The organism is Paraburkholderia tagetis (genome assembly GCF_022213065.1).
GTDB classification, from domain to species: domain Bacteria; phylum Pseudomonadota; class Gammaproteobacteria; order Burkholderiales; family Burkholderiaceae; genus Paraburkholderia; species Paraburkholderia tagetis.
On sequence record NZ_JAKLJA010000004.1, the window covers coordinates 251,954 to 265,821 of the forward strand.

A 13,868-nucleotide genomic window follows, 5' to 3' on the forward strand; every position below is an offset into this window, starting at 1 on the left:
TTGTTTTGCGGCGCGTATGAATGCGTCGGATAAGATGGCGGCATGTCCGACGACCGCTAATCGCCCCTTCCATGCACGCTCCAGCCAGCCGCGACGTCCAGCTCCGCATGTTTGTTGCCGTCGCGAGAGCGAATTCGCTCCGCGAAGCGGCCGACATCCTCGGCGTGACGCAACCCGCGCTCAGCAAGCAGATTCGCGCACTCGAAGCCTCACTCAGCAGGACGCTGTTCCTGCGGCACGGACGGGGGATGGAGCTGACGCCCGACGGCCGAGCGATGTTTCTCGAAGTCGAACCGCTGCTCAACGCGCTCGATACGGCATTTTCGCGTTCGTCGCTGCAATCGCGACACGGCGGCACGCTCCGGATCGCGATGGTACAAACGCTGGTGGCCTCGTTCATGTCGATGTTGAGCCGGGAGCTGCTCGACGTCTATCCGGACCTGCAACTCACGATCCATTGCGACAGTTCCACGAATGTCGTGGAGAGCATCGAACGGGGCCGGGCCGACATCGGTTTCGTCTACGAGACCGCGGTGGACGGGCCGGATCTCGTCAGCCAGCCGCTGTTCGAGGAGACACTGGCGCTGTACACCCGCGCCGATGCCGACACTGACACTGACGCGGTTCCTGGCCTCGCGGCCATGAAGCTGATCGTTCCGCCGCGCGCGTATGCGCTACGCCGGATCGTGGAGCGGGCGCTCGGGGCTGCGGTTCAACCCTACATCGAATGCGATTCGCTCGAGCTCAGCCTGCGGCTCGTGTCGATGACCGATGGCGTCACGGTATTGCCGTCGACTTTGCCGCGCGACATGATCGAGGACCGAGGGCTGCGGCGCCGGCTTCTGCCCTCGATGCCGGCGCGCCGGCTGGTCGCGCTGTCGCGCAGCGGGCATCGCGCATCGCCGGCGTTCGATGCAGCCCTCGAGATTGCTCGGCGCATCGGCACGCGCGCGATAACGCCCGGTTAATCCAGAGTTATTTCTGGACGCATGGCTCGCGCCGTGCGTGGGACGAATACTGACGGCAGTTCGGCGGTTCCACGCCGACCCAATACGTCAGGAGACATCCCGTGAATGAACCGCTTCCCACGCTCGGCGGCCTCGCCGGCGCGGTGCCCCGATCCACGCCTGGCGCGCGCGGCAAGGCGATCCTTTCGGCCACTGCCGGCTCGATCATAGAAGGCTTCGACTTCATCGCGTATGGCACCGCGGCGGCGCTCGTGTTCAACCGGCAATTCTTCCCGAACCTTGATCCGACGAGCGCGACGCTCGCGTCGTTCGGTGCGTTCGCGACCGGGCTCTTCGCGCGGCCGCTCGGCGCGATTCTGTTCGGCCATTTCGGCGACCGCCTCGGGCGCCGCTCGATGCTGATGGTCTCGCTGTTCCTGATGGGCGGCTCGACCGTCGCGATCGGCCTGATTCCCGGCTATGCCGCAATCGGCATGTTCTCCGCTGTGCTGCTCGTCGCATTGCGGATCCTGCAGGGCATCGCGCTCGGCGGCGAAATGGGCAGCGCGGTGCTGATGGCCGTCGAGCATGCGCCCACGAGTCGCGTGGGACTGTTCGGCAGCCTGCCGCAGATCGGGCCGCCGGTCGGTTTGCTGCTGTCGACCGGCGCGTTCAATCTGCTGACCCGCCTTCCCGAAGCCGCATTCCAGAGCTGGGGGTGGCGCATACCGTTCGTCGCCAGCGCCGTGCTCGTCGGGCTCGGTGCGTTCGTGCGGCGCAGCGTCGGCGAATCGCCGGCGTTCGAGCGCGCCGCCGCCGTGCGCGGGCCGCGCGATGTGCCGGTCCTGGAACTGCTCGCGCGTCACAAGAAGGCGTTGCTGCTCGCGATCGGCGCGAAGCTGCCCGAAGTGACGCTCTATTACGTGCTCACGGTGTTCATGATTGCCTATGCGTCGACGCACCTCGGCTTCAGCCGCGCCGACGTGCTAGGTGCCGTGATGATGGGTGCCGCGCTGCAGATCGTTGCGCTGCCGCTCTTCGGTTGGCTCGCGGACCGCGTGGGTGTGCGGCGCTTCTATCTGGGCGGCGCGCTGGCGATGGCGGTCTGCGTGGTGCCGCTGCTGCGCTGGATCGACGGCGGCAGCCTCGTCGCGCTGAAGTGTGCGATGGCGATCGCGCTCGGCATCAACTATTCGCTTCTGTTCGGTCCGCAATCGGCGCTGTTCGCTTCGCAGTTTCCGGTCAACGTGCGCTGCTCAGGCATCTCGATCGGCATTCAATTCGCGGCGGCGATCGGCGGCGGCCTCGCGCCAATCGTCGCAACGTCGCTTACCGCGCGCTATCACGGGCTGCTGGCGATTGCGCTGTACGTCGCCGCGCTCGCGCTAGTCGCGGCGCTCTGCACGCGGCTCATGAGCGGCGCCGTGCAAACCCATGCAACGCAGGCGCCGACGCGCGCTCAAGGAGAATGAACAGATGAAGCCGCATGCAACCATAAACGACCTTGGCCGCGCGCGAACGCGCGCGCCGCTCGACACGCTGGCCGACGCGTGCCGCATTCTCTACGCGAAAGGTCACATGGCGAGCCTGGCCGGGCAGATCACGTGGCGCGACGCACAGCGCCGCGGTTACTGGACGCCCGCGCTTGGCCAGAGCTTCGCACGCGCGAGTGCCGCGTCGATGGTCCTCGTGGACGACGAACTGAACGTGCTCGAAGGCGCAGGCGTGCCGAATCCGGCTGTGCGGTTTCATGCGTGGGTCTATCGCCATCGGCCCGACGTGCACGCGATCGTCCATACTCATCCGCGCAACATTGCCGCGTTGTCGATGCTGGGCATACCGCTGCCCGTCGCGCACATGGACGCGTGCATGTTCCACGACGACTGCGGGTTTCTCGCCGAATGGCCGGGTGTGCCGATCGACGACGAGGAAGGGCGCATCATCACGGCGGCGCTCGGCCACTACCGTTCGGCGCTGCTCGTCAATCACGGCTACATCTGCGCCTGCGCGTCGATCGAGGAGAGCATCTATCTCGCGGTGTCGATGGAGCAGGCGGCGGAACAGGTGCTGCTCGCAATGGCGGCCGGGACGATCCAGCCGGTGCGCGCGGATCTCGCCGCAGCCGCGCATGACTTTCTGCTGCAACCATCGATCGTTCGGGCAACCTTCGCGTATTGGGCCGAGAAGATTGCGGATTGAGGCCGACATGATCCCCAATGGACACGCATCGGCCATGACGAATATGCGGGCCGTCTACGATCCGGGGCGTCGACTTCGCGTATTCGCTGCCTGACCTATACTGTTGAAAGTGCTTCATAAAACCGGTCAATAGATATTTTCCATTACTCTTCGTATCGAGCGATCATGTCGCCGCAGCCGCCAGTTATCACGTTCTCGTGCAATTCTGCGCATGTCGGCTGCATGAATTCGTGTCGATATTTCAGCACGTCATGGAGATACGAATCATGGATAAGGCAATCAGCACATTAATCGCGGCCGCCGCACTCGCGCTGTCGGGCAGCGCTTATGCACAAAGCAATAACACGCTGGCAACCCCGTCCACAAAGTCGCCGGCCGCAGTGTCGCCGACCAATGCAACGAGCGGCTACGGCATGCCCGGCGCCACCGGTTCGGATAGCGGCATGAGTTCCGGATCGCCAGACGCGGGCATGCAGAACACCATGAGCAATGGATCGATGTCCGGCAACCCCGCATTCGGGACCAATAACACGCTTGCGACCCCATCCACCAGGTCGCCGGCCGCCGGCCAATAGTGTCCGGCAGAGCGAAACATCGTCAGGCCAGGATCGAGTCGTAACGGACCATTTCTTTTCGCCCACTCGTCTTAACAAATAACAGGCCGCTGCCCTCGTCGGGCAGCGGCCTGCTGTTGGCCTGTCGTTTGCAAACTGTTGTTTCTCGCTAGTTTTTCGCTAACCACCTGACTGCACGCGCTCATCGCACGAACGCGCAGACTGTCCGCAATGGCAAAATACGGTCCTCGGTCGCGGCACGCCGCCCGGAAAATCAGGAAGCAGTCGGATTGCCTCCTGTTGCGCTGATCAGGAACAAAAATTGCTCCCCGTGCGCTCCTTTGGCTATTTTATGCCTCAGGCAGGGAGGCACTTCCTAACAACACGATGATTCCCATTCATAGCCTTGGCCTGTTCCTCAGTGGTGTGTTCCTCGTTCTGGTAATGCCGGGCCCCACCAACACGTTGCTTGCTGCTTCGGGTCTCGCGCGGGGCTTTCGCCGCTCGTCGCGACTGACCATTGCCGAAGCCGGCGGCTATTTGATTGCTATTTCCTTTTGGGGTATGTGCCTCAACACACTCGCGCAGATCGCGTCGTGGCTTCCGGCGGTTGTGCGAGCGGTAAGCGCGATATACATCGCTTATCTCGCGGTGCGCTTGTGGAATGCGACGCTCGAACTCACCGATGGGGCGCGTAAGGTGATCGGCATGCGGGACCTGTTTTTTGCAACCTCGCTGAATCCGAAAGCGATTTTGTTCGGCGGAACGATTTTTCCAAAAGCAGCCTTCGCAGGCGGCATGGCGTGGCTCGAAGCGATGGGTTTATTTCTCGCCTTGCTGTTTCCGATCGGCCTGCTTTGGGTTGGTCTCGGCGCGCAACTCGGCGCCGGTCGTCTTGGAGCGTCGACGCCAAAGTATCTGCTTCGCAGTGCTTCTCTCGTGCTCGGTGCTTTTTCGGTGACGGTCGCTTTGTCGGCCTTGCGTTGAATGGCCGATCCAGGTCGGTCATAGCCGTTTTGTTTTAGTCCATGAATACGCCCTTTTTTGGAAGTGCAATGAATTCATCGAAAAGCGATTCGAGCCGGCCCGATGTGCTGATTATCGGCGGCGGGCCTGCTGGTGCCACGGCGGCGGCCTTCCTGGCAATGAAAGGACGCGACGTCGTGCTCGTGGAGAAGGAAGCGCATCCGCGCTTTCATATCGGCGAAAGCCTGCTGCCACGTAACCTCGACGTTTTCGAGCGGCTCGGCGTTCTGGATCAGGTGCGAGAGATCGGTGTCCATAAGCCGGGTGCGGAGTTCGTCTCGGACCGTACCGGCCGCAGTTGCGCGTTTCCGTTCGAGAACGCGCTGAATCGGGACCGTACGCACGCCTGGCAAGTGCGGCGTGCGGACCTCGACGCCTTGTTGTTCAAGCACGCCGTCGCGCGCGGGGCCGAGTGTTTCGAGCGTACCCGTGTCACGGAAGTCAAACTGGACGATGCCGGCGGGCGTCACGTCGTGTCCGCGCAGGACGAGTCGGGCGGCACCCGCGAATGGCATCCGCGCTACGTGCTCGATGCTTCGGGCCGCGATACGTTTCTCGCGTCGCGGATGAAGGTCAAGACCTCGAACAAGTACAACAACACGGCTGCCGTTTATGCGCATTTCACCGGCGTCACGCGTCGGGAAGGCGAACTCGCGGGCTACATCAGCATTCATCTTGCGGAGGATGGCTGGTTCTGGCTGATTCCGCTACCCGACGACACGATGAGCATTGGCTTCGTCGGCAATCAATCGGCGTGGAAAGAGCGCAAAGGAACGCCGACCGATTTGCTGACCGAGCGCATCGCTTCGAGCCCGACCGTAGCGGCTCGCGCGCAAGGCGCCCAGCGTGTATCGGACGTCTATAGCACGGCCAATTACAGCTATCGCGCGCGCGAGGGCAATGGCAACGGTTTTCTGATGATTGGGGATGCTTACGGATTTGTCGATCCGATGTTCTCGACGGGCGTTTTGATGGCGATGACTGGCGGAGAGCTCGGCGCCGAGGCCGCCCACGCCTGGCTCGATAATCCGGCGCGAGGAAAGAAGCTTGCGCAAGCGGCCAACAAGGAACTCTCGGACGCAATGGACCGGATCAGCTGGCTGATCTATCGAGTGAACGATCCTGTCATGCGTACGCTTTTCATGGCGCCGTCCAATCGTTTGTGGATGCGAGACGGCATCGTCAATCTGCTGGCCGGAAATCTCCGGGGGAGCTGGCGCGCGGCACTTCCGGTGATGTGCTTCAAGGCCGTGTATCACGTGCTCTCGGCACTGCACCGCCGTGGGGTCGAGATCTCGCTGCCGGAGATGCCGGCGTCGGGAGCCTGATTTATCGTCGGTCGCGGTACTCGTGGCGTATATAGCGTATAGACCGGAACGATGTTCATGAGCGATCCGGTCCGGGGCGGCGCGTGACCAGACGCGCGCATGCCGGAACGAGACAGAGCAGCGCGGCCAATACCCAGAAGGCCGTCGGCAATCCTGCTGCTCTCGCGATGAAGCCCACGCCTGCCGGTCCAGCGAGATGCCCGGCGTAACCGGTCGTCGTGATCGCCGCAACCGCGAGCGTCGGTGGCATTGCGCGCTGGGTGCCGGCGCGCCGGAACAGCACCGGCACGACATTCGATGCGCCGAGGCCGATCAGCACGAATCCGCCCATCGCGAGCGCGGCGTTCGGTGCGCTCAGCAGCACCACGAAACCGCCGGCTGCTAGCAGTCCGCCCCACAACATCATCGCGCGGTCGCCGATGCGTGCGGTGAGCGCGTCGCCGCCGAACCGGCCCGCGGTCATTGCGATCGAGAAAAATATATAGCCGAGTCCTCCTTGCGCGGCGGAGACCAATCCCGCGCCGGTGATGAGCAAGGCACTCCAGTCGAGCAATGCGCCTTCGACCAGAAAGGTGATCGCGGCCAGCCCGGCAAGCACCAGCACGATGCCGCGCGGCAAGGCAAACAGCGGGCCGTCGCTCGCATGGGTCGACACGATCAGACGAGAGCGTGCCGCTGCGATAGCGGCGAGCATCAGAGCCGCGCATGGCAATGTGCTTGCGAGCGTTCCGATGTGCAGCGAAAGCAGGAAGGTCATCGCCGTCGAGCCGACGAATCCGCCAACGCTGAAAAGCGCATGAAATCCCGACATCAACGGCCGGCCTTCCACGCGCTCCACATCGACCGCGTGAATGTTCATCGCGACATCGAGCGAGCCGAGGAACGCGCCAAATGCGAGCAACGCCATACCCAGCATGAGCGGCGTATTGACGAGGGTGAGCAGGGGCAGAACGACGGCCAGTCCCGAGCCACCGGCGACGATGAACGGCTTGCTGCCGTATCGCGCACTGACCGCTCCGGTGACCCCCATCGCAATGACCGAACCCAGGCCGATGCACAACAGCAGGAGCCCGAGCACGCCGTCGTCGACGCCGAGCCGCTGCTTGGCGAAGGGAACGAGCGGCGCCCAGCATGCGATGCCGAATCCCGCCACGAGGAAGGCAAGACGGGTGGCCAGTCGGGCTGCGGGCAGGTCTGGAGCGATGGTTTCCGGTTCGCGGAGCGTGGGTCGGGTGTTCATGAACTCGCTGGCTCCTGGGCCGCCACGACGGACGTGCCGGCTTTCGACAAGGCCGCACGCTTTGCGCGCGGCAGATCAGATTCGACGACCACAGATTCGATCTCGCTGACGGTCGCCACTTTATAAGAGGCGCGCGCGTCGAACTTCTCGGTGAGTGCCAGCACCACGCTGTGCTCGCTCGATGCGAGGACGGCGCGTTTGAAAGTGGCGTCGGCGAGGTTGAATGCGCTGATGCCGCTGTTCGGCGAAATCGCGCAGGACCCGATGAAGCACCGATCGATATTCATTTGCGTAACGCTTTGCACGGCGCTCGCGTCGACGCATCCGCCGACCGCAGGATCGACCGACCCGCCAATCATGATCAGATGAATATCGGATCGATGCAGCACCGCGGCGGCGATATCGACCGAGTTGGTCGCGACGGTGAGGTCGGCTTCTTCCGGCAACACGTCGACAAGCGCGAGGTTGGTGCTGCCGCTATCGAGAAACAATAGTTCTCCTTGCTGTATCAGCGGCAGCGCGGCACGAGCCAATGCCGATTTTTGCTCGATGGCCGTGTCGATTCGGCTTGCCATTGGTGCCGTGGCGGGCGTGATCGGCAGCGCACCGCCGTAGACCCGCCGGCAGCGCCCTGCGGCCGCCAGAGCGCGGAGGTCGCGGCGGATGGCGTCTTCGGAGATATTGAATTCGGCGGCGAGCGAGGCTGCCACTACCGGCTGGCCCTGCACAAGCCGATTGGCGATCTCGTCGCGCCGCGCGAGAGGAATGTCGTCGTTCATGGGCGCATGATAACGTGCATGAACGAGAATGTAAACGTGCATAAACGTGCACATCGGCGGCTGCCCGATGGCGGCCGACTCGTACAAAATGCGCTCCATAAAAGGCGCATTGAGCGATCGGCCAAGCGTTGGCGAAATGCAGGTTAGAAGTGGTGCAGCAAGCCGATGCGCGCCACGCTCTGGTTTCCGCTCGAGGAAGGGCCTGCGGAGCCTACGATTTGCGCGGCGTCGAGGTCGGTGCCCGTCTTGCCATTCGTATGTTGCCAGGCGCCCTGGGCGTAGACCGAAGTCCGCTTGCTCAACGAATAGTTCAGCATCAGCGCGACCTGATGCCAGTTCGGGCTCGAACCGCTCGCCGTTTGCTCGAGCTTGCCGTGCGTCCAGGTATAGGCGGCGACCGTGTAGAACGCCGGTGTGAAGAAGTACTGGCCGTTGACTTCGACGTTGTCGAATTTCCACGACGACCACGCCGCGCTCCCGATATTGGCAGCGTAGCTGTTGGCGCTCGGCTGATAGACGTCGACGTGCGAATAGGCGAGGCCCACGTTCGAACCGCCGCTGAAGGTCCATTTGACGCCGGCGCCAATGGTCTGCTGTCGCGCGGCGGTGAAGATGCCGTCGCCGCCTACCGCGCCCGTGCTGTTCAGATTGCCATTGGATTGGCGCCTGTAGGCGAGCGCGGCCGAGAAAGGACCGGCGCCGTAGCTGAGCGCCGCGCTGTACGCACGATTGGCGGCGAACTGGGTGGAATTGCTGAATCCATAAACGCCTTCGGCCTGGAAGCCGTGAAAGACCGGGCTCACATATTTCACGGCGTTATTGAACCGGAAGTCCTGGTCGGCGTTGTCGTTGTCGAACGGATGCGCGGCGAGGTCGCCGATAGTATTGCCGGCCGCTGTAAAGGGGTTCCACATGTCGACGGCGGCATCATACTGACGCCCGAACGTGAGCGTGCCTGTGGCAGTGGAACTGAGTCCGACGAATGCCTGGCGACCAAACAGCGTGTTGCGGCCGCTCGATGCGCCGGTGTTGGCGTTGAAGCCATTTTCCAGGGTGAAGATGGCGGAGAGACCGCCGCCCAGATCCTCAGCGCCCTTCACGCCGAAATTTGATCCAATCGTGTCGCCGCTCACCATCGCGAAGGCGTTATTGCCGCGCGCGTTCGACGTGAAGTTCAGGCCATTGTCGATCACGCCATACAACGTGACGCTGCTCTGGGCATGAGCGTAGCCGGCGCAAAGCGCCGCTGAAAAAGCTGCGAATAGAAGAGGGGTTCTCATGAGGAAGCCTGTTTGCCTTGTTGCCGATTAGCCGTTAGCCGTGGAGAAGGGAATCCATTCAGGGGGCGCAGTATCGTCGGGCCGCACGGATTGCGTGCCGAACTGCGTCAATAACCAGGCGGTTATTCAAGGCACAAGGCCGGAAATTCATCGCGAGATGACGACGCGTAGCTTTCATTTGCGTCATGGCCGTTCAGAGCGCACCAGCACATCAGCACGAATGGCGCACGCTCGGGCCAGGTTTGAGCGATCATTGGGAAATCCCCATCATTACCGGAGCGTGCCAGATGAGCGTGAATACGGAACCTGATTGCTTGCGTACGGCGTTGACCCGTTTGCTGGGCTGCCGCTATCCGATCGTATCGGCGGGCATGGGCGGGCCGGCCAGGTCGGAACTTGCCGCCGCCGTTTCCGCGGCGGGCGGGTTCGGCTTGCTCGGCATGGTGCGCGAATCGCCCGAACTGATCGAACGCGAGATTGCCGCCGTGCGCGCGGCTACACAGCGCCCGTTCGGCGTCAATCTGATTCCATCGGCAACCGAGCCTTCCTTGTTCGCGGCGGAACTCGACGTGTGCCTCGCCGCGCGCGTACCCGCGATGTGCTTCTTTTGGGGCGTCGTGCCGGAAGCCGTGAAGCGCGCGAAGGATGGCGACGCCATCGTGCTGTATCAGGTGGGTTCGCTGGAGGATGCTTTGGCCGCGGAGCAGGCAGGCGCGGACGCCGTGATCGTGCAGGGCATCGAGGCTGGCGGCCATGTGCGCGGGCGGGCCGGCATTCTCACGCTGCTGCCCGAGGTCGCGCGGCAAGTGCGCGTGCCCGTGGTTGCGTCGGGCGGCATCGCAACGGGCGGTGGCCTGATCGCGGCGCTTGCGCTGGGTGCATCAGGCGTGCATTGCGGCACGGCGTTTCTCGCGACACATGAATCGTTCGCGCACGATTATCACAAGGAACGCATTTGCGAGGCGCGCGCGGGCGAGACCGTCTACACGGATCTTTTCGCCATCAACTGGCCGCCCAATTCGCCGGTGCGCGTGCTCGCCAATAGCGTGACCGCCAAGGCCGGCGCGCAGCTTTTCGGGTATCACCCGGACAAACTGCCTCGCGAAGTGATTGGGGATGAAGACGGGCGGCCGCTCTACCTCTACAGTACCGATTCCCCCTTGCGCAGCACGACGGGGGAACTGGAGCGCATGGCGCTTTTCGCGGGAGAATCGTCGGCGCTCGTGAACGAGCGGACTTCCGCCGCCGAAGTGATCGAGCGTATGGTGGCGGAGGCGCTGGAGGCGCGGCGCCGCATTGGTGTGGGTGAGGCGGGAGATCTAACCGGTAGCTCTGTCAATCAGGATGACTGAGGAAAACCGCGCGATCTCCCGCATACGGATGACGCTTACTTCAAACGTCCCGCGAGGAACTGCTGCAACCGTTCGCTGCGCGGCGTGTTGAGCACTTCCTTCGGGTCGCCTTGCTCTTCGATCTTGCCCTTGTGCAGGAACACGACGTGATTCGACACGTTGCGCGCGAAGCCCATCTCGTGCGTGACGACGATCATCGTGCGGCCTTCTTCCGCGAGCGCCTGCATCACGCGCAGCACTTCGCCCACGAGTTCGGGGTCGAGCGCGGAGGTAGGCTCGTCGAACAGCATCACTTCGGGCTCCATGGCCAGCGCGCGGGCGATCGCCACGCGCTGCTGCTGGCCGCCCGAGAGATGCGACGGATACTTGTGTTCGACGCCATTCGCAAGACCCACCTTGGCCAGGTACTTGAGCGCGCGCTCCTCGGCTTCGGCGCGGCTCAAGCCCAGCACGCTCACGGGCGCCTCGATGATGTTCTCGAGCACGGTCATGTGCGCCCACAGATTGAAATGCTGGAACACCATGGAAAGGCGCGTGCGCATCGCACGCAACTGCTTCGGATCGCTCACGCGCAGCGAGCCGGAGCGGTCGGTGCTCGTGCGGATCTCTTCGCCGTTCACGGTGATGCGGCCCGAGCAGGGCGATTCGAGGAAGTTAATGCAACGCAGGAACGTGCTCTTGCCCGAACCGCTCGACCCGATCAGGCTGATCACGTCACCGGCTTTCGCCTTGAGCGATACGCCTTTCAAAACCTCGTTTTCGCCGAACTTCTTGTGCAGGTCGTCGACAATCAGCTTGTACATTCTCAATACTCCATCGGCGCCGTTCAGTGCCCTTGCGGTTTCAGGTAAGCCAGCATCCGGTTTTCCATGCGGCGGAAGGCCCAGATCAGGGCGAAAACGATTGTTGCGTAAAGCACGGCTGCAATGCCGTATGCCTGGAACGTCATATAGGTGGCGGAATTCGCGTCGCGCGCCACTTTCAGAATGTCCGGCACGGTTGCGGTGAACGCGAGCGTCGTAGCGTGCAGCATCAGAATCACTTCGTTGCTATACGCGGGCAGCGCGCGGCGCAATGCCGAGGGCAGGATGATGCGTGTATAGAGCTTGAACTTCGACATGCCGTAGGCCATGCCCGCTTCGATCTCGCCATGCGGGGTCTCGCGGATCGAGCCGGCGAAGATCTCGGTGGCGTACGCGCACTCGTTGAGCGTGAACGCGAGCAGCGTGCAATTCATCGCACTCCGGAAGAACTCGCCGAGCAGCGCGTGCGTATGCACATAGTTCAGGCTGTAGATGCCGGTGTAGCAAAGCAGCAACTGAACATAGAGCGGCGTGCCGCGAAACACGTAGGTGTAGAGCCAGACAGGGCGTGAAAGCCACGGGTTGCGCGAAGCGCGTGCAATGGCGAGCGGCACGGCGAGCGCGAAGCCCAGCACGATCGAGATGACCAGCAGCCAGAGCGTGATGACAAGGCCGCTATAGTTGAAGCCGTCGCTGTACAGGTAGTTCGGCCAGTATTGCTGAAGCAGTTCGATCACAGCGCGGCCCTCCGCACACCGGTCGAATAACGCTTTTCGAGGCGGTGCAATGCCAGATTGGAAACAGTGGTGATGACGAGATAGATCGCGCCGGTTGCGAGCGTGAAGAAAAAGAATTGCTGGGTGGCCTTGCCCGCGTCCTGCGCGGCTTTCACCACATCGGCGAGACCGATGATCGAGACCAGCGCCGTTGCTTTCACGAGCACTTGCCAGTTATTGCCGATGCCCGGCAGCGCGAAACGCATCATCTGCGGGAACAGGATGCGCGTGAATACGCGCGTGGAACTCATGCCATATGCGAAGCCGGCTTCGATCTGGCCGCGCGGCACGGCGAGAAAAGCGCCGCGAAATGTTTCGGTGAAGTACGCGCCGTAAATGAAGCCGAGCGTGATGACGCCGGCCACGAACGGGTCGATATCGATCTGGTCCATGCCCATCGCGTCGGTCAGGTGGTTCAGCCAGATCTGGATACTGTAGAAAAGCAGCAGCATGAGCACGAGATCGGGCACCGCGCGGATCAGCGTCGTGTACGTCGTGCCGATGCGCGCGATCATGCGGTTGGGCGAGAGCTTCGCGGCGGCGCCGACGAGGCCCAGCAGGAACGCCGCCGCGAGCGACAGCAGTGCGAGCTTGATGGTTTCCCATGTGCCCGCGAGGAGGAGAGGGCCGAAGCCTTGGAAGAGCATGGATGGACGTCCTTCAATGACGGGGCGCTTCGCACGTACCGCGCAGCAGCGCGGCATGCACCCCCGTGTGATGCATCGAGGCGACAGGCGCGGGGGTGAGCCGCGCCTGGCTGCGCTCAGTTGCGCTCAGTTCCGCGCAATTGCGCTTACCCGCCGTACACGTCGAAGTCGAAGTACTTCGACTGGATCTTCTTGTACGTGCCGTCCTTGATCATGTCGGCGATGGTCTTGTCGATCTTCGCCTTGAGGTCGGTGTCTTCCTTGCGCAGGCCGATGGCGGCGGCGCCCGTGGGGATCGCGTCGCCCGCGAACTGGAAGCCCGCGCCGCGCGAGGTCTTCAGGAAGCCGAGATCGGCTTGCACTTCATCCTGCAGCGCCGCGTCCAGACGGCCCGAGTTCAGGTCCAGATAGACCTGGTCCTGGTTCTGATAGGTAATGATGTTGACGCCCTTCGTTGCCCAGTTCTGCTTGGCGTAGGTTTCCTGAGTCGAGCCCTGCTCGACGCCCACCGACTTGCCCTTGAGCGACTCGACGCTCGGCTGCAAGGTCGAGCCCTTCTTCGCGACGAGGCGCGTGGGGGTGTCGTAGAGCTTCGCGGTGAAGGCGATCTGCTGCTCGCGCTGCGGCGTGACCGTGAGCGCCGAAAGCGCACCGTCGAACTTCTTGGCCTTCAGGCCCGGAATCATGCCGTCGAAGTCCTGCTCGACCCAGACGCACTTCGCGTTCAGGCGCTTGCAAATCTCGTTGCCGAGATCGATGTCGAAGCCGACGAGCTTGCCGTCGGTTGCCTTCGACTCGAAAGGCGCGTAGCTGGCGTCCGTGCCGAAGCGGATGGTGGACCAGTCTTTCGCATAGGCGCCGCCGGCGGCAAGAGCGAGTGCGACACACAGGGCAAGTTTCTTCATTAACGTCTCCGAACGGAATAATCTGCAGAGCA

14 protein-coding genes are annotated in these 13,868 nt (G+C 63.0%); 7 read left to right on the forward strand and 7 right to left on the reverse strand.

Annotated features, from left to right (window positions below):
- Positions 1-107 precede the first annotated feature (107 nt).
- The 6 genes from L5014_RS08175 (at position 108) to L5014_RS08200 (ending at position 6,054) form a co-directional block, all read left to right on the forward strand.
- Complete coding sequence (locus L5014_RS08175) at positions 108-968, forward strand: LysR family transcriptional regulator (RefSeq protein ID WP_238463076.1); 861 nt, start codon at positions 108-110, stop codon at positions 966-968.
- 101 nt (positions 969-1,069) lie between these two features.
- Positions 1,070-2,419: an MFS transporter gene (locus L5014_RS08180; RefSeq protein WP_238463077.1), complete on the forward strand. Its 1,350-nt coding sequence runs from the start codon at positions 1,070-1,072 to the stop codon at positions 2,417-2,419.
- 4 nt (positions 2,420-2,423) lie between these two features.
- Entirely contained in the window at positions 2,424-3,146 is a 723-nt protein-coding gene (locus L5014_RS08185) for an aldolase (RefSeq protein WP_238463078.1), read from the forward strand.
- A gap of 266 nt (positions 3,147-3,412) precedes the next feature.
- On the forward strand, positions 3,413-3,721 hold the full coding sequence (locus tag L5014_RS08190; RefSeq protein ID WP_238463079.1) for a hypothetical protein: 309 nt from the start codon (positions 3,413-3,415) through the stop codon (positions 3,719-3,721).
- A 366-nt stretch (positions 3,722-4,087) separates the two neighbouring features.
- Complete coding sequence (locus L5014_RS08195; protein WP_238463080.1) at positions 4,088-4,687, forward strand: LysE family translocator; 600 nt, start codon at positions 4,088-4,090, stop codon at positions 4,685-4,687.
- Between the two features lie 68 nt (positions 4,688-4,755).
- Positions 4,756-6,054 (forward strand): NAD(P)/FAD-dependent oxidoreductase, encoded by a 1,299-nt coding sequence (locus L5014_RS08200; RefSeq protein ID WP_238463081.1) that lies wholly within the window; start codon positions 4,756-4,758, stop codon positions 6,052-6,054.
- A 55-nt stretch (positions 6,055-6,109) separates the two neighbouring features.
- Here L5014_RS08200 and L5014_RS08205 read toward each other — a convergent pair whose 3' ends face one another.
- The 3 genes from L5014_RS08205 to L5014_RS08215 form a co-directional block, all read right to left on the reverse strand.
- Positions 6,110-7,258, reverse strand: a complete 1,149-nt coding sequence (locus L5014_RS08205) for an MFS transporter (protein ID WP_238463195.1) — start codon at positions 7,256-7,258, stop codon at positions 6,110-6,112.
- A 32-nt stretch (positions 7,259-7,290) separates the two neighbouring features.
- Positions 7,291-8,115: a DeoR/GlpR family DNA-binding transcription regulator gene (locus L5014_RS08210; protein ID WP_238463196.1), complete on the reverse strand. Its 825-nt coding sequence runs from the start codon at positions 8,113-8,115 to the stop codon at positions 7,291-7,293.
- Positions 8,116-8,216: 101 nt separating this feature from the next.
- Positions 8,217-9,353, reverse strand: coding sequence for a porin (locus L5014_RS08215; protein WP_238463082.1), 1,137 nt, complete (start codon positions 9,351-9,353; stop codon positions 8,217-8,219).
- A gap of 287 nt (positions 9,354-9,640) precedes the next feature.
- Between L5014_RS08215 and L5014_RS08220 the strand changes: the two genes are divergently transcribed.
- The gene (locus L5014_RS08220) at positions 9,641-10,705 is read left to right on the forward strand and encodes an NAD(P)H-dependent flavin oxidoreductase (RefSeq protein WP_238463083.1); all 1,065 of its coding nucleotides are present in this window, start codon (positions 9,641-9,643) and stop codon (positions 10,703-10,705) included.
- Between the two features lie 35 nt (positions 10,706-10,740).
- Here the strand turns inward: L5014_RS08220 and L5014_RS08225 are convergent, their stop codons facing one another.
- The 4 genes from L5014_RS08225 to L5014_RS08240 form a co-directional block, all read right to left on the reverse strand.
- Positions 10,741-11,508 carry an ABC transporter ATP-binding protein gene (locus tag L5014_RS08225; RefSeq protein WP_238463084.1) on the reverse strand — a complete coding sequence of 256 codons (768 nt, stop codon included), beginning with the start codon at positions 11,506-11,508 and terminating at the stop codon, positions 10,741-10,743.
- Between the two features lie 23 nt (positions 11,509-11,531).
- Entirely contained in the window at positions 11,532-12,245 is a 714-nt protein-coding gene (locus tag L5014_RS08230) for an ABC transporter permease (RefSeq protein WP_238463085.1), read from the reverse strand.
- Positions 12,242-12,931 carry an ABC transporter permease gene (locus L5014_RS08235; protein ID WP_238463086.1) on the reverse strand — a complete coding sequence of 230 codons (690 nt, stop codon included), beginning with the start codon at positions 12,929-12,931 and terminating at the stop codon, positions 12,242-12,244. Before L5014_RS08235 ends, L5014_RS08230 begins: the two co-directional genes overlap by 4 nt.
- Before the next feature lie 146 nt (positions 12,932-13,077).
- Positions 13,078-13,836, reverse strand: coding sequence for an ABC transporter substrate-binding protein (locus L5014_RS08240; protein ID WP_238463087.1), 759 nt, complete (start codon positions 13,834-13,836; stop codon positions 13,078-13,080).
- Positions 13,837-13,868 lie beyond the last annotated feature (32 nt).